Source organism: Sphingomonas sp. F9_3S_D5_B_2 (genome assembly GCF_054263715.1).
Map to the genome: position 1 here is coordinate 403068 of NZ_JBSZFB010000002.1, position 24414 is coordinate 427481.

The window sequence follows — 24414 nt, forward strand, 5'->3', positions numbered from 1 at the left end:
GTGGTGAGCGGCATGAGCAACGGCTGAGGAATGTCTGAAAAGGTGACGTCCGGCAGGTTCCGCTTCGACCGCTTCGTGCTCGATCCTGCCGACCGACTCCTGTGCTGCGACGAAGCGCCCGTGGAGATCAACGCCCGCTACCTGGATGCTCTGACGCTACTCGTTAGCGAACAAGGACGTCTGGTCACCAAGGATCGTTTCATGGACGAGGTCTGGCGCGGAGTGCCCGTAACGGACGAAGCGCTGACCCAGTGCATCCGCACGTTGCGGAGATTGCTGGGCGATGACGCCGCGCGCCCGCGCTTCATCGAGACTGTGCCGAAGCACGGCTATCGTTTCGTCGCCAACGTAGAGGAGGCGGCCGCAGCGCCGGTTCGCACGGGCGCACGTGCTTCGTCGGCTCGCGAGATCATCCTCGTTGGCGCTGGAGGAACCATCGGCGGCGGCGTGGCGGGGTTCGTCGGAGGACTTTTCTATGGGTTCGCCGGGGCGTCACAGCCGCTTGCACCCGGCATGGGAGCGATTTCAGTGCTTCTGGTGCTGCTCTGCGTGACGATCCTCGTCGCAGTGATCGGCGGCGCAGGCGTCGCGTTCGGAATTGCCGCAGCCGCCCTAGCGCCGGGCCGGCACTGGCGCATCGTTGGCGGAGCAGTGGGCGGCCTCATCATCGGCGCCATCGTAAAGCTGCTGGGCATCGACGCGTTCAACCTGCTGATCGGCCAGTCGCCGGGAGACATTACGGGCCCGCTCGAGGGCCTTGTGCTCGGCGGCGGGGTGGGGCTCGCGAGCTGGCTGGCGACGCGCGTCGCGACGCTTCGCCGGGCGCTCGCCATTGCTGCTGTGGCCGGGGCGGGGGCCGGTGTGCTGATCGTTCTCCTTGGCGGCAGGATGATGGGCGGCAGTCTCGATCTGCTGGCGACGCACTTCGCCGGTTCACGCCTCCATCTGGATCGACTGGGCGCCTTGTTTGGCGAAGCGGCCTTCGGTCCAGTCAGTCAAGCGGTCACAGCGGCGCTGGAGGGAGCCTTGTTCGCGGCCTGTGTGGTTGGAGCTATGATGCTCGCGCGCAGGAGCCTCGATGCGCCGATGCGCCTGGAGACAGACAGCGGTCGCTCACCGGTGCCGCAGAACTGAGTCCTTGAAGCGACAGTCATCCCCAGTTTTTTCGCGAATGTTAATATTTTCACTTGGCTTGCGACTCGGGATGATTCAAAGATTCAGCGTGAAGGCTCAACGCGTTGCCTGCTTGAGGGGGATTTAGGTCATGAGCATCGATTTCATGCGTCCGGAAGTCGACGAGCTTCGTCCGCGGATCAGCGTCATCGGCGTCGGAGGCGCGGGCGGCAACGCAATCGCCAACATGATGCAGGCGGATGTCCAGGGCGTCGATTTCATCGTCGCGAACACCGATGCCCAGGCGCTGAACGCCTCGGCTGCCGATCGCCGTATCCAGCTCGGCCTCAAGATCACGCAAGGGCTCGGCGCCGGTTCGCGCCCCGAAATTGGCCGCGCTGCCGCCGAAGAGACGATCGCCGAGATCGAACAGGCGATCGAAGGCGCCCACATGTGCTTCATCGCTGCCGGTATGGGCGGCGGCACGGGAACGGGCGCTGCGCCGGTCATCGCCAAGACGGCGCGTGACAAGGGCATCCTGACGGTCGGTGTTGTCACCAAGCCGTTCGCCTTCGAGGGTGCTCGCCGTGGCCGTTCCGCCGATGCCGGCATTGCCGAGCTTCAGCAGCACGTCGACACGCTCATCGTCATCCCGAACCAGAATCTGTTCCGCCTCGCCAATTCGGACACGACCTTCAAGGAAGCGTTCGAGATGGCCGACGAGGTGCTCCAGCAGGGCGTCCGCGGTATCACCGACCTGATGGTGATGCCCGGCCTCATCAACCTCGACTTCGCCGACGTCCGCTCGGTCATGAGCGAGATGGGCAAGGCGATGATGGGGACCGGCGAGGCCGACGGCGACAACCGCGCCATCGAGGCCGCGGAAAAGGCGATCTCCAACCCGCTGCTCGACGGCGTCAGCATGAAGGGCGCCAAGGGCGTCATCATCTCGATCACCGGCGGCGACGACATGCGCCTGATGGAAGTCGACGAGGCGGCCAGCCACATCAAGGAACTGGTCGACCCCGACGCCAACATCATCTGGGGCTCGGCGTTCAACAACGACCTGGGCGGCAAGATCCGCGTCTCCGTGGTCGCGACGGGGATTGAAGCCGACGCAGTGACGCAGCCGGCGCCGGCAAAGGTATTCAGTTTCCCGAAGGCTGCGCCGCCGACGCCCAAGGCCGCTCCGGAACCCACGGTCGCGACCGATCAGAACGACACACCGCTCGAGCTCGGCACCGACGAGGGCGGCGAAGAGCTGCTGCTCGACAGCGACGACATCCTGACGCAGCCGGTCGGCAAGCCGCCGATCGCACCACCTGCCGACGAAGACACCGGCACGACGGCAACTGGCGGCACGACGGGCGGCGGTACGCTGTTCGAGCGCATGTCGAACATTGCCCGAGGCGCTCCAAAGGCGCAGCTCGACGAGGATGAATCGGACCTCGGCGCAAAGCGCGAGCCGATCGACATCCCGCGTTTTCTCAACCGCCAGAGCAACCAGTAAGCCCGGCTCGTCCGCCGCGCTGCACAGCTCGGCGTAAAGCGTCTAGGCAGAAAGCTTCGCGCAAGATTCTCTTCGCTTAAGGGGAGAGTGATGCGGGGAAAATACAGCAATTCGATGCGCTTGGCTGCTTTGGGAGTCTTGTGCGCGGCGGGGATGGCGATGCCATCGACGGCCGCTGCGCAGCAGGTTTCGGGCTATGCCGCCCAGCAGCCGGGTACGCCGGCCGCAACGCTCGACCGCTGCCTTCGCGCGCTCGCTGCGAACCCCAAGGACTTCGGCTCACTGATCAGCGCCGGCAAGGCCGCAGTGGCGATCGGCGATGCGCAGGCCGCAGCCGGGTTCTTCGCCCGCGCTGACGAGGTCAATCCTCGCAGCCCCTTGCCGCAGGCAGGGATGGGTGCGGTCGCGGTCGCGAATGGAGAGGCCCGCGCCGCGATGCCCTATTTCGCGCGGGCGATGCAGCTTGGCGCAACGGTCGGAATGATCGGAGCCGACCGGGGACTCGCTTATGATCTCATGGGCATGCAGCAGCAAGCCCAGGCCGATTACCGCGCGGCCCTGGGCGGCACTGACGGCGATGAAGCGCGACGGCGGCTTGCTCTTAGCCTGGCAATCAGCGGCGACCGTGCAGGCGCGCTACAGACGCTCGCACCGCTGCAGGCGCGAAGCGATACGGCGACCGGCCGCATCCGCGCGTTTATTCTCGCGCTGACCGGCGATCCGAATGGAGCAATGGCCGCGACCAATGCTGCGATGCCGGGAAGCTGGGCTAGCGTTGGTCCGTTCCTTCAGCGCCTGCCGGGGCTTCAGGCCGCGCAGAAGGCTGCCGCGGTGAACCTCGGCATATTCCCCGATGTCGGCGGCGGTGTGTCCTACGCGACAGCGTCGACCGCGCCGGTCTACACGGCACCGCGTGCGGCAAGCCCGCCTGCTGTTACGGACCGGCTGGCGGGGATCGATCAGCTGCTGCGCGATCCCACGCCCGCAGTGACTTCGCAGCCAGCGGTCCAGAGTCCCCCCGCTCGGCCACCGCAGATCGCTTATTCGATTCCTGCGGCCCGTCAGCAACCGGTGCGAACACCTGCAGCTCCGTCCAAGCCGAGGATCTGGCTCCAACTCGCCGCGGCCGCCAATCCTGCCGCGTTCGCGACTCAATTCCGCAGGATGAAGACCAGGGATCCAGAGGTGTTCGAAGGGATCCACGGGTTCGTCGCGCAAACCAGCAACCGTTCGCGCCTGTTGATCGGGCCATTCCGCAACGACGAGGACGCCAAGACTTTCGCGTCGAATCTCGAGTATCTGCATATCAACGCTTTCAGCTGGACGAATTCCCCGAGCGACACCATCGTGCCGCTCAATGAAGCTAGCTGACGCGCTCGCTGCGCATCCCTCACGATCGCGTGGACGGCTCCACGAAGAAACGGACTCCGGCCCCCGCGGCCCGCGTGACATATTCCAGCGTGACCGCGACCGGATCATCCACTCCGTCGCTTTCCGGAGGTTGCGGCACAAGACGCAGGTCTTCGTCGCTCCGGACGGCGACCACTTCCGGGTTCGCCTGACCCACAGCCTCGAAGTGGCGCAGATCGGCCGCACCATCGCTCGGGCGCTTGGGCTCAACGAGGACCTCACGGAAGCGCTTTGCCTGGCGCATGACCTTGGCCACCCGCCCTTTGGGCATGCCGGAGAAACGGCGCTGGACGAGGCGCTGAGCGACGCTGGCGGGTTCGACCACAATGCTCACGCCATCCGCCTCGTGACGCGGCTTGAAACTCCCTATCCCGGCTTCGACGGGCTTAATCTCAGTTGGGAGATGCTTGAGGGGCTCGCGAAGCACAACGGGCCGGTTACTGCACCGACATGGGCCATGATCGAGGCCGACACCGAGTGGCCGCTGGAGCTAGGCACCTGGCCGAGCCTTGAGGCGCAAGTGGCGGCGATTGCTGACGACATCGCCTACGACAACCACGACATCGACGACGGGCTTCGGTCGGGCATCCTGCAAATCGACGAGCTTGTCGAAGTGCCTGTCGTGGCGGAGCACTGGCGGCAGATCGGCGTCCGCTACCCCGACGTTGCCATCGAAAAGCGCCAGCGAGCCCTGGTGCGTGACATGATCGGAACCATGGTCGCCGACGTGCTCGCAGAAACGCGGACGCGAGTCCGCGACGCGGGTGTGCAAACCATCGCGAACGTGCGCGGCGCCGGAAGCCAACTCGTAGGCTTCGCGCAAGAGCTTGCAGCCAAGGAAAGGGAGCTGAAGCGCTTTCTATACGCGACGCTCTACGGTGCCCCGGAACTGGACGACGTGCGGCAGGAGGCCCAGCGCGTCGTTGCAAACCTCGCAAGCGCCTATCGGGGCGATGGCACGCTGCTGCCGGAGGATTGGCGCGAAGTCGGCGACCAAACCGATCAGCTGCGAACGATCGGCGACTTTATCGCCGGGATGACGGACCGCTTTGCGATCGCGCGTCACGAAGAACTGGTCGGGCCGGTCAATCTACCGGCCGACCGTTTCTGACCGTTACTTCCGCTTCGCGTTCTGCGCGTTGAATGCCTTCTGCTGCTGGATCAGGTTCTCCATTGCCTGGTTCCAGACACCTTGAACGCTGTCGCACGGCTTTCCGACGAGCGATTGTTCTACCGCGGGCAGGCGCTCGGCCACGAACCAGAGGTTGTCGTTGGCGGTCTTCTCAAGGCCCTTCTCATAGCCATTGAAGCTGTCGCGCACTTCCTTGTCGACCTTCTGCTCCTCGGCGAGACGGGGCAGATAGACATTGCCCTTGAGTGTCGCCTTGGCTTCCGTGACGGTGCACGTCGTGCCCACGGTGCGCTTGTTGATCGAGACACCCGCTGACCAGGTGTAAACCTGCGCGGCCGTGTTCGGGGCCGGCGCCTTCAGAATGGCGCTGAGGGACTTCTGGATATCGTCGGACTCGCGGCCGGCGACGTCATAATATTGGACGGTCGTTCCCGGCAGGTTCTGCAGTGTGTGCGGCGTTGTCGCGGCTGGAGCTTGAACGGCAAGGGCGGCAAGCGCGGTGAACAGGCTGAACATCGGACAGTCTCCTTAGCAGCGGCGTTCTCTAGCGAGTGCTATGCTTTGGGCAAGCACTCGTGACGCGGCGGTGTTGGTGAGATAGAGGCGCGCTCCTATTCCAGCTTTGGTGAACGCAACTTGAGCCTCTACGCCCAATATGCCGCGCTTCTGAACGGAGTGCTCGACGAACTCGTTGCCGAAGGGGCCCTGCCTGCAGCCCTCGACCGCCGTAACGTGACCGTCGAGCCGCCCCGGGATCCGGCGCATGGCGACCTGGCGACGAACGCCGCGATGGTGCTGTCGAAGGCCGCCAAAACGAACCCGCGGGCGCTTGCCGGAGCGATCAAGCCGAAGCTCGAAGCATTGCCGCCGGTTACGTCGGTTGAGGTTGCCGGCCCGGGATTCATCAACCTGCGGCTGACGCAGGACGCCTGGCGCGACGAGCTCCGCACGATCATCCGGCAAGGCGACGAGTACGGGCTCTCGAGGGCCGGCGCCGACGAGCGGGTCAACGTCGAATATGTTTCGGCGAACCCGACCGGGCCTCTGCACATGGGCCACTGCCGCGGCGCGGTGGTCGGGGACAGCCTAGCGCGGCTGCTCGAAGCGGCCGGCTTCCGGGTGACAAAGGAATATTACGTCAACGATGCCGGCGCACAGGTCGATACGCTCGCCCGCTCGGTGCACCTCAGGTATCGCGAAGCGCTCGGTGACGAGATCGGCGACATTCCCGAAGGCATGTACCCGGGTGATTACCTGAAGCCGGTCGGAGTCCTCCTCGCGTCGGAGCACGGCAGCAAGTTCGCCGAAGCACCGGAAGGAGAATGGCTGCCCCTGTTCCGGAAGGCGGCAATCGCCGCGATGCTGGAGCTGATCCGGCACGACCTCGGACTGCTCGGCATTCATCACGACAAGTTCGCTTCGGAAGCAGAGCTTCAGACGACGGGCGCGGTAGAGCGGGCGGCAGAGGTGCTGCGGGACAAGGGTCTGATCTACGAGGGGACGCTGGAGCGGCCCAAGAGCCTGGACGAGCAGGACGAGTGGGAGCCGGTGGAGCTGACGCTGTTCCGATCGACGCAATTCGGCGACGATCAGGACCGTCCGATCAAGAAATCCGACGGTAGCTGGACTTATTTCGGCTCAGATGCGGCTTATCACTGGCAAAAAGCGCACAGCGCCGACCATCTGGTCAACATCTGGGGCGCGGACCACGCGGGGACGGTGAAGCGGGTGCAGGCCGCGGTATCGGCGCTGACCGACGGCCGCGTCGATCTCGACGTGAAGCTGGTCCAGATGGTGCGGCTGTTTCGCGCGGGGGAGCCCGTAAAGATGTCGAAGCGGGCAGGCGACTTCGTCACGCTTGCCGATGTCGTCGGTGAAGTCGGCAAGGACGTCGTGCGCTTCATGATGCTGACGCGGCGCGCGGACGCTCCGCTCGACTTCGACTTCGCCAAGGTCGTCGAGGCGTCGAAGGACAATCCCGTCTTCTACGTCCAGTATGCGCACGCGCGGATCAGCTCGCTCCGGCGGAAGGCGGCGGATGCCGGCGTCGATTCAAGCACCGACGCGGACCTGTCGCTGCTCGACGACGAGGAACTGGGGCTGGTCAAGCGCGCGGCCCAGTATCCGCGCGTGCTCGAAAGCGCGGCGATGGCGCACGAGCCGCACCGGATCGCTTTTTACCTCTATGATCTTGCGTCCGAGTTCCACGCGCTTTGGAATCGCGGCAACGACGATCCAGGCCGCCGATTCCTGATCGACAACAATCCACAACTTTCTCGGGCCCGGCTGGAACTCGCATTTGGGATCGGGCAGATCATCCGTAGCGGTCTCGCGCTGATGGGGGTCACCGCGACCGAGGAGATGCGCTGACAATGACCGAAGCCGAGATGGCGATCGGCCCGGCCCTGCTGGACGCCAGCCTTGCTGTTGCGGAGGCGGTGTGAGCGATCGCCGGTCCTCCTACGAAGAGCTTCCCTGGCTGCAGTCCGTCGATGACGAGGACGAGCCGCGCGGCGTTTCGGCCCGCAAGATGCTCGCGGCGCTGTTCGTGGTGATGATCGCCGGGCTGCTGGTCGCGGGCACGTTCTTCTGGATCGGGCGCCGCGATGCTGCGGTGAACGGTCCACCCGAGCTTATCAAGGCTGATCCGGCGCCCTACAAAGTCCGGCCGCCCAACCCCGGCGGTCTCGACATCGCCGGCGAGAGCGAGACCGCATTCGAGACGAGCGCGGGCCAGGACACGGACGCGCAGCTAGACATGAGCAAGGTCCCGCATGGAGCGGCCCAGCCGGCGCCGCCGCAAACGCAGACGCCCGCGGCAGGAACCAAGCAGCCCGAGCCTGCCGCGGTCACGCCGCAGCCCGAGGCCGCGCCGCAGCCCAAGGCCACTGGCGGCACCGGCAGCGTCGTCCAGCTCGGAGCGTTCCAGAACCGGGCGCAGGCCGAGCGGGCATGGACCGCCTTGTCCGCGCAGTTCCCGAGCGTCGCGGCGCTCAACAAGATGATCGTTCCGTTTCCGGGCGGCATCCGGCTTCGCGCCGGCGCTGCCTCGCCCGCGGACGCCAGGCAGGTCTGCCAGACCTTGAAGGGGTCGGGCGAGAACTGCTTCATCGCCCAGTGACACGGGCCGCGATCTACGGCCTTGCCGGGCTAGAACTTACGGGCGAGGAGCACGCGTTCTTTCGCGAAGCCGACGCCGCCGGGTACATCCTGTTCAAGCGCAATTGCGAGACTGCCGAGCAGGTGCTGCGCCTGACCGATTCACTCCGCGAGATTGCCGGCCGCGACGATGTGCCGATCCTGATCGATCAGGAGGGCGGGCGTGTCGCGCGGATGAAGCCGCCGCACTGGCCTGCGTTCCCGGCTGGCGAGCGCTTCGCCGCCCTTTATGCGACGGCGCCCTCCTCTGCGATCGAGGCTGCGCGCGCAAATGCGCGGGCGATCGCACTGACGCTGCATGCAAGCGGGATCAACGTGAACTGCCTGCCGATGCTCGACGTCCGGCAGGAGGGTGCAAGCGACATCATCGGCGATCGCGCGCTCGGCTCGGTGCCGATGCAGGTCGCTGCGCTGGGCCGCGCCATTCTCGACGGCATGGCGTCGGCAGGCGTCGCCGGCGTGATCAAGCATATGCCCGGCCACGGACGAGCGCTGGTCGACAGTCACAAGGAGCTGCCGATCGTCACGGCTAGTGCGGACGAGCTCGCAAGCGATCTGGAGCCATTCGAGCGGCTTGCCCGGGCGCCGATGGGGATGACCGCTCACGTCATCTATACGGCTTGGGACGACCAGCGGCCGGCGAGCCTTTCGCCGACCGTGATCTCGGAAATCATCCGCGGCCGCATCGGCTTCGACGGCTGGTTGATGAGTGACGATCTGGGGATGGAGGCGCTTGAGGGTGACTTCGGCACCCGTGCCGCCGGCGTGGTCGCCGCCGGCTGCGACGTGGCCTTGCACTGTTCGGGCAAGATGGACGAGATGATCGCAGTTGCCGGTGCAGCGCCGGAGATGAGCGCGGACTCCGAAGCCCGGCTCGCCCGCGCAATGGCCGGCACCGGGATCGAGCCCGACGGACCCGACCTGACGGCCTCGCTTGCGATCCGCGACGAGCTGCTGGCGCTGGTCTAGCCGGGACGATGGTCATCGATGCCGAGTTCGATCTTCCCGCGGTCCGCCACTCGGACGAGCTGACGCTGTCGCTGGACGGCTGGGAAGGCCCGCTCGACCTGCTGCTCAACCTCGCCCGGTCGCAGAAAGTCGATCTCGCGCAGATCTCGATTCTCGAACTCGTCGAGCAGTATCTGAGCTATCTCAACGAAGCTCGGTCGCTGAAGCTGGAGATCGCTGCCGACTATCTCGTGATGGCGGCGTGGCTAGCCTACCTGAAGTCCTGCCTGCTGCTTCCAAAGGACCCCGAGCAGGACCCGAGCCCGGAAGAGATCGCGCTGCGCTTGCAGATGCGGCTTCAGCGCCTCGACGCGATGCGTGACGCGGGTGCGCGGCTGCTCGGACGCGATCGCGTTGGCCGCGACGTGTTCCTGCGCGGCAATCCGGAGGGGCTGCGGCTCGTTCGCCGCGCTTCCTGGCAGGTCCGCGACTTCGACCTGTTCGCAGCCTACGGCGCCATCCGCGCGCGGACCGCTCCGGCGATGCACGTGGTGCACGCCCGCGCGGTGATGACGCTGGAGGAAGCGATCGAGCGGGTGGAGCGGATGATCGGAGCGGCCATCAACTGGACGTTCCTCGAGACTTTTCTCCCCTCGACCCAGGACCCGCAGTTCCGCCGCTCCGCGCTTGCGTCCAGCTTCGTCGCCGCTCTCGAGCTTGCCCGGCGCGGACGGCTGGAGATCGCACAGGAAGAGGCGTTTGCCCCCATCCGGGTGAAGGCGGCCTGATGAACGAGCTGGCGCGCGCGATCGAGGCGACCCTGTTTGCTTCGACTGCGCCGCTCAGCCTCGATGAACTTGCCGAGCATGTCGGCGAAGGGGACATCGCAGCCGCGCTCGCGCAGCTCGCCGCCCATTACGAAGGCCGCGGAGTTGAGCTCGTCGAGCGCGCAGGGCGATGGCACTTCCAGACAGCGCCGGACCTCGCCTACCTGCTTCGCCGCACGCGGGAGGAGCCGCGGCGATTGTCGCGGGCGGCAACCGAGACGCTGGCAATCATCGCCTATCACGAGCCGGTCAGCCGGGCGGAGATCGAGGCCATCCGCGGCGTCCAGATCTCCAAGGGCACGCTGGACGTGCTGATGGATGCCGGCTGGGTGAGACCGGCGGGCCGCCGTGAGGGCCCTGGCCGCCCGCTGCTCTATGCGACGACGCAGGAGTTCCTGACCCACTTCGGACTCGGGTCTCGCCGCGACCTTCCTGGCATCGACGACCTCAAGGCGGCCGGGCTGCTCGACCCGTTTGAGGACAGTCTTCTCCAGCTACAGCTGGAAAGCGAAGACGAGGACGGCTAGATAGCTCGCCAAAGGAGTTTCCCAATGGGCGGTCTGAGCATCTGGCACATCCTGATCGTGGCGATCTTCGTCCTCCTGCTGTTCGGCGGCAGTCGTTTCTCGGCGATGATGGGCGACGTTGCGAAGGGGCTGAAAAGCTTCAAGCAGGGCATGGCTGACGAGGACGAAGAAAAACGTCGCAATTATGACGAGCAGCGCCGGTCCGACCCCCCGCGCCAACTGCCGCGCGACCAGGTGCGGCCGCAGGAGCCGATCGACGTGACGCCGCGGCCCGAGGACAGCGTGGTTCGTCCGTCACGGGACGACGAAGTCCGCTAGACAGCAGGAAGCGCCATGTTCGGCGTTGATTCTTCAGAGCTCGCCGTCGTCGCGATCCTGGCGCTGATCTTCATCGGCCCCAAGGATCTGCCGAGGGTGATGCGTACCGTCGGGCAGTGGGTCGCCAAGGTCCGCGGGATCGCGCGTCATTTCACTTCGGGAATCGAGAACATGGTCCGCGAGGCGGAGCTCGAGGAACTCGAGCGCAAGTGGCGCGAAGACAATGAGCGCATCATGCGGGTGCATCCGCCCGAGGCGCATTATCCCGAGCCTGGCCAGACCGGGCCGACAGGGCCGCCTGGCACCGGCGACGAGCAGCTCCCCGTCGAGCAGCGGCCACTGCCTTGAAAGACATTGACGACACCAAGCAGCCGCTGCTCGCGCACCTGATCGAGCTTCGGCGCAGGCTCCTGTGGTGCTTTGCGACGTTGGTCGTCGCCTTCTTCATCTGCTTCTCGTTCGCGCAGGACATCTTCGCGATTCTGGTCCAGCCGCTGATCCGCGCTGGCCAGGGCAAGCTCATCTACACCGACATCTTCGAGGCATTCTTCACGCAGGTGAAGGTCGCGATCTTCGCTGCCCTGATGCTGAGCTTCCCGGTGCTTGCGACGCAGATCTGGCGGTTCGTTGCGCCAGGCCTCTACGCAAAGGAGAAAAGGGCTTTCCTGCCGTTCCTGTTCATGACGCCGGTCTTCTTCGCGACCGGAGCAGCCTTCTCATTCTACGTGGCTATGCCTTGGGCGCTGCACTTCCTGCTGAGCTACCAGGGTGACGTCGGCGGGATCCATCAGGAGGCGCTGCCCGGCGTCGGCAATTACCTGACCTTCTGCACCCGTTTCATCTTCGGGTTCGGCGCGGCGTTCCTGCTGCCGATCCTGCTGATGGTCCTGGAACGCGCCGGCATCGTCACGCGCGAGCAGCTGGCCAAGTCGCGGCGCTACGCGATCGTCGGCTCGGCGGCCGTCGCGGCGGTGCTGACCCCGCCGGACGTCATCTCGATGCTGTTGCTGCTGGTGCCGCTCTACGGCCTCTACGAATTCGCGATCCTGGCGATCCGGATCACGCACTGGCGTGCGGCGCGACGCGCTGCGCGTTCGAACTCAAACTCGGTTGGAGAGGGGCCCCGGACAGAAGAGGGCCCGGAAGCGCCACCGGGGGGGGGGAGGGTTGGCGGTTCCGGGCCCATTTGAGCGGATAGCGAGAGCGGGGGGGCAAAAGGTCACTATCCGAAGAGCACAACGCAGCATTTTCGCGAAGAGTTCCGGCGCATTTCCCAATTAATTCATCTTTTTTGGTCAACGCCGTAACGACCGTGGGCTCGCTGTCAGTTTTCGGGAAACACCGGCAGATCAACGCTGTACCTTCCGAAGCGCCGGTCGAGCGGTGAGCGAAGCTGCTTCGCAAGACCGCCGACGATGCGCTCGAACTGGGCCTTGGCCGGATCGCCCTCTTCGTCGGGCACGAGCACCGGACTGCTGATCGCCAGCCGTGCCGTCAGCTCGCTTGCACGCTTCAGCGAAACTTCGACCGGCTCTTCCGGACAGCGAAGCATTGCGAACTCGATGATCTCCGTCATCAGGAAGGCGACGGCGACGGCGACGTCCTGGGTGGTGAAGACGCCATCGACGGACAATTCGATCTGCAGGCCGCGCGCGCTCTCGGGGGCGCCAGAGCGTAGCTCGGCGGCGAGTTCGGTGACGAGGGTGCGCAAGGCGACGCCGCGGTTCTCCTCCATCTCGGCGAAGTGGTTGCGATGGACGATCGACAGTGCGCCGACGCGGCGGCCGATGCCGGCATAGGCGGCTCGGGCCTCCGCGGTGCCGGCACTGCGGCCGTGGATGTTGAGCAGCGAGGCGACCACCTGAAGGTTGTTCTTCACCCGGTGGTGGACCTCGCGGACGAGCCGGCGCTGACCATCGAGGGCGGCGGCCATGTCGCGCTCCGATTCATCGACGCGGGCGGTCGCGCGTCCGAATGAGTCGCGAAGCTCCTGGATCTCGCGGGACGGGCCGAGCTTTTGGGGCAAATGAAGGTCCGCGCCCGGCTTGTAGCGGCTCACCGCGCGCTGAAGGTGGCGGAGCGGGCGGATCAGCAGACGGGTGACGAGCAGCCAGGTGATCAGCGCGGCGAAGATCCACATCAACACCGGAAGCAGCAGGACCAGGCGGTCGGCCGTCGTGATCCGCTTCATCGGCGAGCCGACGCGGGCAACCAGGCCACCGCTGGCGATCGGCCACTGCGTGATGGCCATGCTGACATGGCCGACCTGGGGCGAACCGAGCACGCGCAGCTCTCGGCCATCTTCCGCCAGGATGAACGATTCAATGCCGCCGGTTTCCAGCGCTGCTGTCCGAAGCTCGGAAATCGGCACCACGGCCGTCGCCATCCCGCCGATGACTCCGGCGCGCACTGCGACGCCGTCGCCGTGTGCGGCGATGCTGACGCGGATGTCGCCGGGAGCGACGAGCGGCAGGCGGGCATTGTCGCCGATGTCGCTATCCGAACAGAGAGGTTTCCCGTCGGAGGTCTCCAGCTCGAAATGCTGCGAGACGGCGGGGGCAATGGCGAGCGAACGGCGGGCGCGCTCGCAAGCGCCGTGCTGCCCGTCAACGAGTGCGCCGTTGGCGGCGATCCTTAGCGCGAGGGCGTTGCGGGCGAGCAGGCTTTGGACGTTGCGGGCTGCGATGCGCTCCTGGTCTTCGACGCGGCCGCGCAGCGCGTTGTTTGCCTGGTTGATCCCGCTCGCAGCGAACCAGGTCAGCAGCATGCCGATGGGCAGCAGCACTGCGGTCAGGATTAGAAGCAGTTTGGCCGCTGTCGGCAGACCCTCAGCGCGGGTCGTGAGGCCGTTCACCGGCGAGCCGCCGGACGGCAGCCCGAATCAGCTGAGCTTGCCCAGCAGGTCCAGGAATTCGTTGGGGACGCTTTCGCGCAGCGTATCGTCATAGACAGTACGCAACGCACGCCCGACATCAGCCGGACGCTGTTTTCCACCTTTTTTTCCGGGACTCGCTGCGGCGGGCTTGTCCGAATTTCGGGCCCGTTCCGGCTTGCCTCGATCCTTGCCACTCAACCTCTCGTCCCCCCTCGCGCGGGCAACGGCGCGTCATACAAAGCTGCACCGCACGCGCAACGCCATTTCACACGCCGCCACATGGCGCAGATATGCAGGAGCCGGCTGCTGCCTGTAGCAATGCAGCTTGCCGGCCCTGGCGGGGAAACCAAATGGCCGGTCCTTTGTTCCAGACGCACTTCACATCCTTGGGGGGCGCAGGAAAGCCGAGCGCGGAACGACCCTTCCAGGGTTGCAACAATTCGGGTGCGCCGTCATTGACGCCGCAATTCCATCGGGAGAGCCTTAACTCATGTCGCTTGGCCAGGAACTTGCTCCGCATCTGCCATTTCTGCGTCGGTACGCACGCGCTCTCACGGGCAGTCAGGCCCACGGCGACGCATTCGTCCGCGCGACCCTCGAAGCAATCGTCGCCAAGCCGGACGAGTTCCCGCGCGACGTCGATCCGCGCCTTGGCCTCTACAAGACTTTCCACGCGATCTGGTCGACCGCCAACATCGAAGAGGGTGAAGAGCCCACCAACAACCTAGCGGGTGCGGAGAGCATCGCCCACGCACGGCTTTCGCGCATCACGCCGCTTTCACGCCAGGCGCTGCTGCTGACATCGCTCGAGGGATTCTCGTCGGAGGACACCGCCTACCTGATCGGGGCCAGCCCCAACGACGTCGACTCCCTGGTCGCCGAAGCACTCGAGGAGATCGAGCGCCAGACTCTCGCTGACGTCCTGATCATCGAGGATGAGCCGATCATCGCGATGGATATCGAAACCATCGTCCGCGACCTCGGTCACAATGTCACGGGGGTTGCAGTCACGCGCGATGAGGCCGTTTCGCAGGCGCGCCAGAGCCCGCCGGGCCTGGTTCTCGCCGACATCCAGCTTGCCGACGATTCGAGCGGCATCGACGCGGTGCGCGACATCCTCGCCGAATTCTCGGTGCCGGTGATCTTCATCACGGCGTTCCCCGAGCGTCTGCTGACCGGCACTCGGCCGGAGCCGACCTTCCTCATCACGAAGCCGTTCCAGCGGTCGACCGTGAAGGCGGCGATTGCACAGGCGCTGTTCTTCGATGCGGCGACCGTCCCTGCCGGCTGATCGCCAAGACCGGGCGGAACACGACTCAGGTCGGGGCGTTGCCCTTGGGAACAGTGATTTTGTGACGAGAACATAATGGTTGATCAGCAGTCCGAATCCCCGATCCACACGACGACTACGGAGGCTCGGGCCGGTTCGACGCCGGGCGTTGCCCGGAACGTCCTCGTGATCGGCACCCTCCTGGTGATCGTGTTGTTTACGATCATCGTCTTGGTTGGGCGCTCCTGAGCACCTATCTTCTCTAACGCTCGCTGTTCATGGTTGGTTTAGCAGCGGCCCTTCATCCGGGCCGCCGTCAGGGGTGGGATTTTGAGCGAAGACAGCGAAGACGACGACGGCCCGGAAGAGGGCCCACGGCCTGAGCCGGTCCCGCTTTCGGACCCCGAGTTCAAGGATCAGCTGGCTTCCGTCATTCCGCATCTGCGCGCTTTCGGCCGTTCGCTTTCGGGCAGCCGGGACCTCGCCGACGACCTCGTGCAGGAGACGCTGCTCAAGGCATGGGCAGCCCGCAAGCGGTTCCAGGCCGGCACCAACATGCGCGCCTGGACCTTCATCATCCTGCGCAACCTGTTCCTCAGCCAGATGCGGCGAGCGCGCTTTAAGGGCGAATGGGACGACATCACCGCGTCGAAGATCCTGGCCGCGCCTGCGAGCCAGGACCGGCACGTCGAGCTCGCCGATATGCAGCGGGCGCTTCTCCACCTGCCGCAGCCGCAGCGCGAGGCGCTGATCCTCGTCGGTGCGGGCGGCTTCGCTTACGAGGAAGCGGCCGAAATCTGCGGTTGCGCGGTCGGCACGATCAAGAGTCGCGTGGCGCGCGGGCGCGTCGCGCTCGAGCAGCTGCTGTCGAGCGGAAAGCTCCCGTCACGGCGTCAGCACAAGAGCGATCCGGACAAGTCGGCGCTTCAGACGATCATGGGTGAAGTCGACGAACTTAGTCGCGACCACGGCTAGTTGCGATCAAGCAGAAGGTGCCGCCCAGCGGCGCCGGTCAGTTCAGCTGACGCAGCAATTCCGCAAAATCGCGCTCACACGGCTCGGACGCCGCAGCCTCAAAGGCGCGACGGAGCGCAGCCGTGATCCCGGCGTGCGCGGGCGGGAAGTCGACGCGGATCATGCGGCGATCCAGACAATTGACGTCGGATTCCTGGTTGGAATCATGTTCGGCCTTCATTCGAGGTGCAAACGAGCGACTGGGGCTCGAAGTTTCGCGCCGCGGGTAAATTTGGCAATGAACCGGCGCCAATGAGCGCAGAATCACCAGCAAGCAGCAGACCGGCCGCGGTTGACCGGGCGATCCGCTTTTCGCCCTTCCTGCGGAGCGCGATCGATGCCGCGCCCCGGATCGTCGAGACGTTCCTGGCGGAGGGCGCCATCGCTGCCTCGGATGCGGCGCTTGCCGAACGGGCTGACTCAATCGACGTGGAGCTGCGGCGCCAGCGGCAGGGCCTGGCGCTCGCGGTGGCATTAGGCGACCTGTGCGGAGAGCTGCCGCTTGAGGAGGTCACGCGCCTGCTGTCGGACTTCGCCGACCGGGCGATCCACCGCGCAGTCGCCGCAGCCATCGAAGAGCGCGTTCCGGGCGCGCCGAGTGAAGGGTTCGCGGTCATCGCCATGGGCAAGCTCGGCAGTCACGAGCTCAATTATTCTTCCGACGTGGACCTGTTGCTGCTGTTCGATCCTGAGCGGCTGCCGCGCCGCGGGCGCGACGAGCCGGCCGAAGCGGCGGTACGCGTGGGGCGGCGCATCATCGAGATCCTGCAGAAGCGGACTGCTGACGGCTATGTCGCGCGTGTCGACCTCCGGCTGCGGCCATCTCCCGAAGTCACGCCGATTGCCCTGTCGGTCAACGCCGCCATCTCCCACTACGAATCGAGCGCTCTGTCCTGGGAGAGGGCAGCCTTTATCCGGGCCCGGGCCTGCGCCGGCGACATCGCTTTGGGCCAGCGCTTCCTGAAGGCCGTCGAGCCGTTCGTGTGGCGGCGGTCGCTCGACTTCGGCGTGATCGAGGAAATACGGGAGATCTCCGCCCGCATCCGCGACCATTATGCGCAGGGAGCCAGGCTTGGTCCTGGGTACGATCTCAAGCGTGGTCGTGGCGGCATCCGCGAAGTCGAGTTCTTCACGCAGATCCAGCAGATGATCCACGGCGGCCGTGATGCCTCCGTGCGGGCACCCGCGACGCTCGACGCGCTCGCCGCGCTCGAGTCTGCCGGCAGGCTGCCAGCCAAGGACGTCGCGGCGCTGGGTCAAAGCTACCGCCTGCTGCGGACGATCGAGCACCGGGTGCAGATGGTCGAAGATGCCCAGACCCACCTGCTGCCGCAGCAGTGGGAGAGCCTCGACGCGCTGGGAGCGTTGCATGGCCTGGAGGACGGGCACGCGCTGATCGGTCTGCTGCGGCCACCCGTGGATCGCGCGGAAGCGCTGTTCGACTCGCTCGCGCCGGACCGTGAAGGCCGCTTGTCCAACGACGCGGCGATCCTCGGCGATGAGCTGCGCACGCTCGGCTTCACCGATCCGCAGCCTGCCATTCGCAGGATCGCCGACTGGCGGTCGGGCAAGGCGCGGTCGCTGCGCTCCCCGCCCGCGCGAAACGCGTTCGAGGCGATGCTGCCCGCTCTACTTCGGGCGATTGCCGGCGGGCCTGATCCGGAACGCGCTCTCAACCGCTTCAGCGATATCGTCGAAAAGCTTTCGAGCGGGATCAACCTCTACCGACTCTTGGAAGCGCGGCCGCCGCTGGCCGAGCGACTGGCGCTGATCCTGACCTTTGCGCCGCCGCTCGCCGACATGCTCGCGCGCCGCCCCGACCTGCTCGACGGCCTGATCGACGAGTCGAGCTTCGCGCTACGGCCGGAGCCGGAGGTCATGGCGAAGCGGCTGAAGACGGCGATGGCGGGCGAAAGCTACGACCACGCACTCGACCGCGCGCGGCGCGTCATCAATGAGCGCCGGTTCGCGCTCGGGGTCCAGCTCATTTCCGGCCACGCTGACCCGCTCGAACTGGCGCTCGGCTACAGCAACGTCGCGGAAGGGACGGTAGTCGCCCTTGCGGACGCTGCCACTGAGGAGTTCGCGCGCAGCCATGGGCGTATCCATGGCGGCGAGCTGATGATCCTGGCGCTCGGGCGGCTTGGCGGGCGCGCACTTACGCACGCGTCCGATCTCGACATCATCTATCTGTTCGACGCGCCGCCGGGGGCGGTCTCCGACGGCGCCAAGCGGCTGACGGCGACGGACTATTACAATCGGCTCGCCAATCGCGTGAGCGCGGCGCTGAGCGTGCCGACGGCGGCAGGGCCGCTCTACGATATCGACACGCGGCTTCGGCCGCAGGGGGCGCAGGGGATGCTCGCCGTCTCCCTGCAGGGCTTCCTCGAATACCAGCGTAGCGAGGCGTGGACCTGGGAGCATATGGCGATGTGCCGCGCGCGCCCGGTCTACGCGTCGCCGGAGCGAATGACGACGCTGTTCGCAGGCATCGAGACGATCTTGCGAGCGCCGCGCGACGCCGCGAAAACCCGGTCGGATGCGGCGGGAATGCGGGCAGAGATGGCGCGCCACAAGGCGCCCTCGGGGCCGCTGGACATCAAGCTGGGGCCGGGCGGGCTCGTCGACCTCGAGTTTGCCGTGCACACGCTGCAGCTCATCAACGGCTCCGGTCTCGATCCGCGGCTCGAATTTGGAATTGCGGGTCTCGCCTCCGCCGGCTTGATCGATCCCTCGTTCGACCCGGATTTGCGGCTGTTAAGTCGGATGCTCGTGGTGATGCGTCTGCTTGCGCCCGGCAGCAACGAGCCGCCGGAGCGATCTCGGCCACTGGTGGCGAGCCTGTGCGGGCACGCAAGCTGGGACGACCTGCTTGCCGCCCATGGCGCGGCGCGGCAGAGGATCGCTGAACTGTGGCGACAAGTCAGGGAGGGCTGAGATGATCGGCGAAGGCGACCAGGCACCGGCAATCACGGTGAGCGCGAGCGACGGGAGCAGCGTCGACCTCTCCGCGCCGGGACGGCCGGTGGTGCTTTATTTCTATCCCAAGGATGACACGTCGGGCTGCACCCGGGAGGCGCAGGATTTCACGGCTCTTGCCGACGATTACCGGCAGGCTGGCGTCGCGGTGCTCGGCGTGTCGCGCGACCCGATGAAGAAGCACGAGAAGTTCATCGACAAGTACAGCCTCTCCGTGCCGCTCGTGTCCGACGAGGACGGCCGCATCTCCGAAGCGTTCGGCACCTGGGTCCAGAAGTCGATGTACGGCCGCAAGTACATGGGAATGGAGCGCGCGACGTTCCTGATTGGCGCCGACGGCGAGGTCCTGAAGGCGTGGCACAAAGTCAAGGTGCCGAACCACGCGCAGGAAGTGCTGGAGGCGGCGAGGGCCTAGCTGGCCAGGCTGCGGATCAGCATCTCCCAATGCAGGACGTCGTCGTACATCGCGCGGACCGGGAGTCTCTCGTCGAGCCCGTGGGCGCGCTCGTCGTCGGGTGAGATGCCCCAGCTACCGTCCACGTCGTAGACCGGAATACCCTTCGCCCGGAAGAAGCTGCCGTCGCTGGCGCCTGTCTGCATCATCGGATAAACGTGCATCTCCGGGCCGTGGAAGCGCTGGATCGACGCCGTCACTGCCTTGAGCACGTCGGAGCGGAGAGGCGAGGTCGGCGTCGGCACACCGATGTAGTTGGGATCGGGCGTGACCTCGACCTTCGAACCGACGACCTGCTGCAGTTCCGCCTGGATGACCTTCGGCTCGACGCCAGGCATGATACGGCAGTTGACGGTTGCCTGGGCGCTCTGCGGGAGCGCGTTGTCGGCATGGCCGCCCTGCAGCATCGTGGCGACGCAGCGGGTGCGGGTCAGGCCAACTTCGAGCGGGTCGGCTTCGATTGCATCGGCAGCTGCGCCGTCGTTCGGATTGGCAAGCCAGCGGCGGATTGCCTGGCCGAGCGGACTGTTGCCTTCCTGGCGTGCGCGCTCCTCGAAGTAGCCGCGGCTGGCATCGTTCAGGACCGGCGTGAAGCGGTGTGCCTGGAGGGCCTTCAGCGCATCGGCAAGCTCATAGATCGCGTTGTCGGGGCGCGGCCGTGAGCTGTGGCCACCGGGGTTATGGGTGGTGAACAAGTAGGTCTGGAAGGTCTTCTCGGCGATCGACACGCCGCAGCCAAGCGGCCGGAACTGCCGATCGTAAGAGGCGCAGCCGCCGTCGGCATTGAGGCCAAACTCCGCATCCGTCAGGTCGCGCCACTTGGATGCCCCCAGGGTTGCGCCCATGCCCTGCGTTTCTTCGTCGCCGCTGTAGAAGAAGATGATGTCACGGTTCGGCTTGAAACCCTCGGACATCAGCTTGACCGCCGCCATGGTCGTCGCGACGTCGCCGTTCTTCATGTCGCTGGTGCCGCGGCCAAGGAAGTAATTGCCCTCTTCGCGGAACACGAACGGATCATATTTCCAGTCTTCGCGCTTGGCTTCGACCACATCCATGTGGCCAAGGATAAGCATCGGCTTCCTGGTCGCTTTCGGTGAGCGCCAGCGGACGATCAGCGCTTCGGTCTTGTCGCCCGGCAGTGCCTCATAAGGCATGAAGTGAATGTCGGCGGCGGGGATGCCCGCCTTGCGGAACTGGTCGGCAAGGAGGGTCGCCATCTTGTGCATCTGGCCGCGGTTGTGGACCGTCGGGATCTCGATCGCCTGCTTGAACACATCCCGGGTACGTGCCTGCCATTGCTTCGGCAATTCGCTCGGAACCGTTCGCGGATCCGTCGCGGCCGTGGCCACGGTTGCAGTCCCAAGGGCGAATAAGCCGGCGATGATGTTGCGCATGAATGCCTCCCGATCCCGCATAGGACTAGGCGCGGCAATGTGATGGTCAAGCGTGCGCTTATCGCTTGACCGGTGGCGGCGGCATTTCCGGAGGAACGCCCATCCCCGCGGGGGGAGGGGTCGGATTGGGCTTCAGCCACAGGCGGCCCCTCGCAAGATCGATCGTCACCAGATAGTTTTTCAGGAACGGCATTCCGAGGTTGCCGTCGATCGTGATCCCGGCGGGAAAGATCAGCCCATTGGCCTCGATCCCCTGCCCGACTGGGATGGAGCCCTTCTGCGGACCCTTGTCGGGACTGATTCCGAACAGCTTGGCATAGTCTTTGGCGACCAGGATCGTGCCGCCATTCCCGCTATCGATCTGGAAGCCCAGCGGCCCTGCGGATGTCGGCACCTGGACATCCACGGCCAGGCCATGCCCACCGATTTCCCGCACGGTGAGTGCGGGCAATTCTGTCGCACCGTTGATGGCCTGCCTGGCACTTTCGGGTGTCTCGACGATGAGTCGGAGCCCGGCGGAATCCAGAGTGATCGTTTGTCCTGCGAAGGCGTCCAGCGCGAGCAACCCATCGACGGTTACTCCCTTCGCGTTGAACTCACCGACCTGGTAGACGCCCGCCACCGGAACCTTGAACTCGCGACCTCCGATTTTCAGCGCGACGTCGTCGCAGCGCGGGGCGTCCAGCTTCTCGCCAGTCATCCGGAAGCCGCTGACTCGCAGGCCCTTCTCGCAGCCTAGGCTCTTGGCGAGCTCGGGCGAAATGAAGCTGATGCCTCCGCCGGTGTCGAGCTGGAACAGTCGTAGCTTGCCGCCAACCTCGACCTTCAAGGCCACGGATTTCCGAAACGGCTCCAGCTTCAGCACCGTCGGCTCGACGGCGGCCGCGAAGCTCGGGACAGCCATGGCCCAAAGGCCGGCAATGGAAAAAATGAGCTTGCGCACGTCGCGTCCAGATTGTTGCGAGGCCGTACCTAAATAAGCTCGCTGTCCTGCTGATGAATGAGGCCGTGGCCTTCCGCCAGATAATCGGCGCTCCGCATTTCCTCGAGGCGGCTCGCGGTCCGCTCGAACTCGAAGCTTCCGTCGCCGCGCGGATAAAGGCCGGATGGCTCCGCGTCCGCCGCCGCAAGCAGCTTCACCTTATGCTCGTACAAGGCGTCGATCAGGGTGACGAAACGTGCCGCCTCGTTGCGCATGTCGGGGCCCATCACCGGGATGCCGACGATGATGACCGTATGAAAGCGCCGGGCGATCGCCAGATAATCGGCCGCGCCGCGCGCTTCGCCGCACAGCCGCTTGAATGAGAAAACGGCGACACCTTTCAGGCTTTTGGGGACGTGCAGCGTTCGCCCGCCGCCGACATCCAGCTCTTCAGATGGGACCTTGGCGCGGTCTTCGACCGGATAGTCGGTCAGTTGAAAGAAGGCTCGGCTCAGCGCCGCGGTCGCTTCAGGCCCGTTCGGAACGTGCCAGACATTGACGCCGCTTAATCGTTCGAGCCGATAGTCGGTGGGGCCGTTCACTTCCACCACGAGCATGCGCTGCTCGATGAGGTCAATGAACGGCAGGAACAGCTCACGGTTGAGGCCGTCCTTATAGAGGTCGCGTGGCGGCCGGTTGGAGGTGGTGACGACCCGGACGCCTTCCTCGAGGAGCTTTCCGAACAGGCGCGACAGGATCATCGCATCGGCCGGGTTCGTGACCTGCATCTCGTCGAAGCAGAGCAGTTTCGCTTCGCCGGCGATCTGCTCGGCCACGGGCTCGATCGGGTCGCCGCTTTCGCTCTCGCGCGCCTTGCGTAGCCGCTCGTGGGTCTCGAGCATGAACTCGTGAAAGTGGACGCGGCGCTTGGGGAGCACGTCGATGTGCACGAAGGCGAGGTCCATCAGCATCGATTTGCCGCGCCCCACGCCGCCCCAAAGGTAGGCGCCCGCGGGGCCCGGCGCGTCCGAGCGCATGAGGCGCGAGAGCAATCCAGGCTTGCGGGTCAGCGCCGCAGCGAGGCGGTCGAGCGCTGCAACCGCGCGCTGTTGCGCAGCGTCGGGCTTGAGCTCGCCCGCTTTCAGGAGCCGGTCGTAGGCGGCCCGGACCGGCCCGGTCATGCCGGCGCGTTACGCTCGCGGATGCGCTTCAGCGTGCCGCTGAAACTGTAACAGGGCTCGCCGTTCTGGCGAACGATGCCCTGCAGAAAGGCGTGCCCGCGGGTTTGCCGGACCAGCTCAACGTGTGCTTCGAGCGGTGTGCCCGCCCGGCCGCGCGCAACGAAGTGGGTCGTGAGGTCGAGGGTCACGTAGTGTCCGGGCTGCATGCCGGCGCAGTGGCCGCCGGCGAAGAGCGACATGTCGATGAAGCTCATGACGGCGCCACCGTGGATCGATCCGCCCATGTTCATGTGGGCCTCGGTCGGGAACATGCGGGTGAGCGCGCGGCCTGACCCGTCGGGCTTGAACAGCAGGCGGCCGGTGGCGCCGGCGAAGCTGCCGCGCGGGAAATCGCCCCAGCTGAACCAGCCGGGATGTTCGTCGTCGCGCGTGGCGCCGGTCGGGATGCCGACGTCTTCCATCAGCTCAGACGGCGCGGCAGGGTCCTCGCTCACGCCGTTCGTTCGGCGATCAGCTTCTTGGTCTCGGCGATCGCCTTGGCGGGGTTGAGACCCTTCGGGCAGACGTTCGCGCAGTTCATGATCGTGTGGCAGCGATAGAGCCGATACGGGTCCTCGAGCTGGTCGAGCCGCTCGCCGGTCGCTTCGTCGCGGCTGTCGGCGAGGAAGCGATAGGCCTGAAGCAGGATCGCGGGCCCCAGGAACTTGTCTGCGTTCCACCAATAGCTCGGGCAGCTCGTCGAGCAGCAGAAGCACAGGATGCACTCGTAGAGGCCGTCCAGCTGCTCGCGGTCCTCGGGCGACTGCAGCCGCTCACGGGACGGAGCGGGTGTGGCCGACTTCAGCCAGGGTTGGATCGACGCATATTGCGCGTAGACGTGGGTGAGGTCGGGCACGAGGTCCTTGACGACTTCCATGTGCGGGAGGGGGGTGATTTGCACCTCGCCCTTGATGTCCTCGATCGCCGTCGTGCAGGCGAGCCCGTTGCGACCCTCCATGTTCATCGCGCACGATCCGCAAATGCCCTCTCGGCACGAGCGGCGGAAGGTCAGCGTCGGGTCGATCTCGTTCTTGATCTTGATAAGCGCGTCGAGGACCATCGGACCCGTCTTGTCGAGGTCGATGGTGTAGCGGTCGAACCGCGGGTTGGCCCCGCTGTCGGGGTCGTAGCGATAGACCTTGAAGGTCTTCAGGCGCTTGCCGGTCTCTGCCGGATGCTGACGACCCTTCTGGATCTTGCTGTTCTTTGGAAGCGTGAACTCGGCCAAGCTGAATGCTCCTTGCTTGGGCGAGCCGCTAGCACGTGAGCCGGGCGTTTTCAAAAGCTACGAAGGGCAAAAACGAAGGCCGCGGGCGATCTGCCCACGGCCTCCGTTCGATTT

At 65.8% G+C, this 24414-nt stretch carries 26 protein-coding genes; 17 read left to right on the forward strand and 9 right to left on the reverse strand.

Annotated features, from left to right (window positions below):
• The first annotated feature begins 30 nt into the window (after positions 1 to 30).
• From ACUXST_RS07915 to ACUXST_RS07930, 4 genes are all read left to right on the forward strand, one after another.
• On the forward strand, positions 31 to 1134 hold the full coding sequence (locus ACUXST_RS07915) for a winged helix-turn-helix domain-containing protein (protein WP_458389427.1): 1104 nt from the start codon (positions 31 to 33) through the stop codon (positions 1132 to 1134).
• 130 nt (positions 1135 to 1264) lie between these two features.
• On the forward strand, positions 1265 to 2623 hold the full coding sequence (ftsZ, locus tag ACUXST_RS07920) for a cell division protein FtsZ (RefSeq protein ID WP_458389428.1): 1359 nt from the start codon (positions 1265 to 1267) through the stop codon (positions 2621 to 2623).
• 159 nt (positions 2624 to 2782) lie between these two features.
• On the forward strand, positions 2783 to 3994 hold the full coding sequence (locus ACUXST_RS07925; protein ID WP_458389429.1) for an SPOR domain-containing protein: 1212 nt from the start codon (positions 2783 to 2785) through the stop codon (positions 3992 to 3994).
• Entirely contained in the window at positions 3981 to 5144 is a 1164-nt protein-coding gene (locus ACUXST_RS07930; RefSeq protein WP_458389430.1) for a deoxyguanosinetriphosphate triphosphohydrolase, read from the forward strand. Before ACUXST_RS07925 ends, ACUXST_RS07930 begins: the two co-directional genes overlap by 14 nt.
• Positions 5145 to 5147: 3 nt before the next feature.
• Here the strand turns inward: ACUXST_RS07930 and ACUXST_RS07935 are convergent, their stop codons facing one another.
• Entirely contained in the window at positions 5148 to 5681 is a 534-nt protein-coding gene (locus ACUXST_RS07935) for a DUF922 domain-containing protein (RefSeq protein WP_458389431.1), read from the reverse strand.
• A 120-nt stretch (positions 5682 to 5801) separates the two neighbouring features.
• On the opposite strand from ACUXST_RS07935, the gene argS reads away from it, so the two are divergent.
• From argS to tatC, 8 genes are all read left to right on the forward strand, one after another.
• The gene (gene argS, locus ACUXST_RS07940; RefSeq protein ID WP_458389432.1) at positions 5802 to 7535 is read left to right on the forward strand and encodes an arginine--tRNA ligase; all 1734 of its coding nucleotides are present in this window, start codon (positions 5802 to 5804) and stop codon (positions 7533 to 7535) included.
• Between the two features lie 70 nt (positions 7536 to 7605).
• Positions 7606 to 8286, forward strand: coding sequence for an SPOR domain-containing protein (locus ACUXST_RS07945; protein WP_458389433.1), 681 nt, complete (start codon positions 7606 to 7608; stop codon positions 8284 to 8286).
• Entirely contained in the window at positions 8283 to 9293 is a 1011-nt protein-coding gene (gene nagZ / locus ACUXST_RS07950; protein WP_458389434.1) for a beta-N-acetylhexosaminidase, read from the forward strand. The genes ACUXST_RS07945 and nagZ overlap by 4 nt, the downstream gene beginning before the upstream one ends.
• Before the next feature lie 8 nt (positions 9294 to 9301).
• On the forward strand, positions 9302 to 10060 hold the full coding sequence (locus ACUXST_RS07955) for a segregation and condensation protein A (protein ID WP_458389435.1): 759 nt from the start codon (positions 9302 to 9304) through the stop codon (positions 10058 to 10060).
• Positions 10060 to 10626 carry an SMC-Scp complex subunit ScpB gene (gene scpB / locus ACUXST_RS07960; RefSeq protein WP_458389436.1) on the forward strand — a complete coding sequence of 189 codons (567 nt, stop codon included), beginning with the start codon at positions 10060 to 10062 and terminating at the stop codon, positions 10624 to 10626. The genes ACUXST_RS07955 and scpB overlap by 1 nt, the downstream gene beginning before the upstream one ends.
• 24 nt (positions 10627 to 10650) lie before the next feature.
• On the forward strand, positions 10651 to 10944 hold the full coding sequence (locus ACUXST_RS07965; RefSeq protein WP_458389437.1) for a twin-arginine translocase TatA/TatE family subunit: 294 nt from the start codon (positions 10651 to 10653) through the stop codon (positions 10942 to 10944).
• Positions 10945 to 10959: 15 nt separating this feature from the next.
• Positions 10960 to 11292: a Sec-independent protein translocase protein TatB gene (gene tatB, locus ACUXST_RS07970; protein ID WP_458389438.1), complete on the forward strand. Its 333-nt coding sequence runs from the start codon at positions 10960 to 10962 to the stop codon at positions 11290 to 11292.
• Entirely contained in the window at positions 11289 to 12134 is an 846-nt protein-coding gene (gene tatC / locus ACUXST_RS07975) for a twin-arginine translocase subunit TatC (protein ID WP_458389439.1), read from the forward strand. Before tatB ends, tatC begins: the two co-directional genes overlap by 4 nt.
• A gap of 134 nt (positions 12135 to 12268) precedes the next feature.
• On the opposite strand, the gene ACUXST_RS07980 is transcribed toward tatC, so the two are convergent.
• Both ACUXST_RS07980 and ACUXST_RS07985 read right to left on the reverse strand, forming a co-directional pair.
• Positions 12269 to 13798, reverse strand: a complete 1530-nt coding sequence (locus ACUXST_RS07980; RefSeq protein WP_458389440.1) for a sensor histidine kinase — start codon at positions 13796 to 13798, stop codon at positions 12269 to 12271.
• 27 nt (positions 13799 to 13825) lie between these two features.
• Positions 13826 to 14017, reverse strand: a complete 192-nt coding sequence (locus ACUXST_RS07985; RefSeq protein ID WP_458389441.1) for a NepR family anti-sigma factor — start codon at positions 14015 to 14017, stop codon at positions 13826 to 13828.
• 292 nt (positions 14018 to 14309) lie between these two features.
• Between ACUXST_RS07985 and ACUXST_RS07990 the strand changes: the two genes are divergently transcribed.
• The 3 genes from ACUXST_RS07990 to ACUXST_RS08000 all read left to right on the forward strand — a co-directional run bounded on the left by ACUXST_RS07990 (position 14310) and on the right by ACUXST_RS08000 (position 16064).
• Positions 14310 to 15110: a response regulator gene (locus ACUXST_RS07990; protein WP_458389442.1), complete on the forward strand. Its 801-nt coding sequence runs from the start codon at positions 14310 to 14312 to the stop codon at positions 15108 to 15110.
• A 75-nt stretch (positions 15111 to 15185) separates the two neighbouring features.
• Complete coding sequence (locus ACUXST_RS07995; protein WP_458389443.1) at positions 15186 to 15338, forward strand: hypothetical protein; 153 nt, start codon at positions 15186 to 15188, stop codon at positions 15336 to 15338.
• A gap of 81 nt (positions 15339 to 15419) precedes the next feature.
• Complete coding sequence (locus ACUXST_RS08000) at positions 15420 to 16064, forward strand: sigma-70 family RNA polymerase sigma factor (protein WP_458389444.1); 645 nt, start codon at positions 15420 to 15422, stop codon at positions 16062 to 16064.
• Between the two features lie 37 nt (positions 16065 to 16101).
• Here the strand turns inward: ACUXST_RS08000 and ACUXST_RS08005 are convergent, their stop codons facing one another.
• Positions 16102 to 16284, reverse strand: a complete 183-nt coding sequence (locus ACUXST_RS08005; RefSeq protein WP_458389445.1) for a hypothetical protein — start codon at positions 16282 to 16284, stop codon at positions 16102 to 16104.
• Positions 16285 to 16355: 71 nt separating this feature from the next.
• Here ACUXST_RS08005 and ACUXST_RS08010 point away from each other — a divergent pair, with 71 nt between their 5' ends.
• Both ACUXST_RS08010 and ACUXST_RS08015 read left to right on the forward strand, forming a co-directional pair.
• A complete protein-coding gene (locus tag ACUXST_RS08010) occupies positions 16356 to 19040 on the forward strand; it encodes a bifunctional [glutamine synthetase] adenylyltransferase/[glutamine synthetase]-adenylyl-L-tyrosine phosphorylase (RefSeq protein ID WP_458389446.1) in 2685 nt (894 codons plus the stop codon).
• A gap of 1 nt (position 19041) precedes the next feature.
• Entirely contained in the window at positions 19042 to 19497 is a 456-nt protein-coding gene (locus ACUXST_RS08015; protein WP_458389447.1) for a peroxiredoxin, read from the forward strand.
• Here ACUXST_RS08015 and ACUXST_RS08020 read toward each other — a convergent pair.
• From ACUXST_RS08020 to ACUXST_RS08040, 5 genes are read right to left on the reverse strand one after another with little or no spacing between them, the layout of a single operon-like run.
• Positions 19494 to 20930 carry a M20/M25/M40 family metallo-hydrolase gene (locus ACUXST_RS08020; protein ID WP_458389448.1) on the reverse strand — a complete coding sequence of 479 codons (1437 nt, stop codon included), beginning with the start codon at positions 20928 to 20930 and terminating at the stop codon, positions 19494 to 19496. The two genes, ACUXST_RS08015 and ACUXST_RS08020, sit on opposite strands and share 4 nt — an antisense overlap.
• A gap of 58 nt (positions 20931 to 20988) precedes the next feature.
• Positions 20989 to 21873: an aspartyl protease family protein gene (locus tag ACUXST_RS08025; RefSeq protein ID WP_458389449.1), complete on the reverse strand. Its 885-nt coding sequence runs from the start codon at positions 21871 to 21873 to the stop codon at positions 20989 to 20991.
• Between the two features lie 29 nt (positions 21874 to 21902).
• Positions 21903 to 23033 (reverse strand): cell division protein ZapE, encoded by a 1131-nt coding sequence (gene zapE / locus ACUXST_RS08030; protein WP_458389450.1) that lies wholly within the window; start codon positions 23031 to 23033, stop codon positions 21903 to 21905.
• A complete protein-coding gene (locus ACUXST_RS08035) occupies positions 23030 to 23527 on the reverse strand; it encodes a PaaI family thioesterase (RefSeq protein ID WP_458389451.1) in 498 nt (165 codons plus the stop codon). Before ACUXST_RS08035 ends, zapE begins: the two co-directional genes overlap by 4 nt.
• Positions 23524 to 24300 (reverse strand): succinate dehydrogenase iron-sulfur subunit, encoded by a 777-nt coding sequence (locus ACUXST_RS08040; RefSeq protein ID WP_458389452.1) that lies wholly within the window; start codon positions 24298 to 24300, stop codon positions 23524 to 23526. Before ACUXST_RS08040 ends, ACUXST_RS08035 begins: the two co-directional genes overlap by 4 nt.
• Positions 24301 to 24414: the final 114 nt, after the last annotated feature.

Coding starts and splice junctions, on each gene's coding strand:
- ACUXST_RS07915 (WP_458389427.1), top strand. CDS start 31: ATGTCTGAAAAGGTGACGTCCGGCAGGTTCCGCTTCGACCGCTTCGTG.
- ftsZ (WP_458389428.1), top strand. CDS start 1,265: ATGAGCATCGATTTCATGCGTCCGGAAGTCGACGAGCTTCGTCCGCGG.
- ACUXST_RS07925 (WP_458389429.1), top strand. CDS start 2,783: ATGCCATCGACGGCCGCTGCGCAGCAGGTTTCGGGCTATGCCGCCCAG.
- ACUXST_RS07930 (WP_458389430.1), top strand. CDS start 3,981: ATGAAGCTAGCTGACGCGCTCGCTGCGCATCCCTCACGATCGCGTGGA.
- ACUXST_RS07935 (WP_458389431.1), bottom strand. CDS start 5,681: ATGTTCAGCCTGTTCACCGCGCTTGCCGCCCTTGCCGTTCAAGCTCCA.
- ACUXST_RS07955 (WP_458389435.1), top strand. CDS start 9,302: ATGGTCATCGATGCCGAGTTCGATCTTCCCGCGGTCCGCCACTCGGAC.
- scpB (WP_458389436.1), top strand. CDS start 10,060: ATGAACGAGCTGGCGCGCGCGATCGAGGCGACCCTGTTTGCTTCGACT.
- ACUXST_RS07965 (WP_458389437.1), top strand. CDS start 10,651: ATGGGCGGTCTGAGCATCTGGCACATCCTGATCGTGGCGATCTTCGTC.
- tatB (WP_458389438.1), top strand. CDS start 10,960: ATGTTCGGCGTTGATTCTTCAGAGCTCGCCGTCGTCGCGATCCTGGCG.
- ACUXST_RS07990 (WP_458389442.1), top strand. CDS start 14,310: ATGTCGCTTGGCCAGGAACTTGCTCCGCATCTGCCATTTCTGCGTCGG.
- ACUXST_RS07995 (WP_458389443.1), top strand. CDS start 15,186: ATGGTTGATCAGCAGTCCGAATCCCCGATCCACACGACGACTACGGAG.
- ACUXST_RS08005 (WP_458389445.1), bottom strand. CDS start 16,284: ATGAAGGCCGAACATGATTCCAACCAGGAATCCGACGTCAATTGTCTG.
- ACUXST_RS08010 (WP_458389446.1), top strand. CDS start 16,356: ATGAGCGCAGAATCACCAGCAAGCAGCAGACCGGCCGCGGTTGACCGG.
- ACUXST_RS08015 (WP_458389447.1), top strand. CDS start 19,042: ATGATCGGCGAAGGCGACCAGGCACCGGCAATCACGGTGAGCGCGAGC.
- ACUXST_RS08020 (WP_458389448.1), bottom strand. CDS start 20,930: ATGCGCAACATCATCGCCGGCTTATTCGCCCTTGGGACTGCAACCGTG.
- zapE (WP_458389450.1), bottom strand. CDS start 23,033: ATGACCGGGCCGGTCCGGGCCGCCTACGACCGGCTCCTGAAAGCGGGC.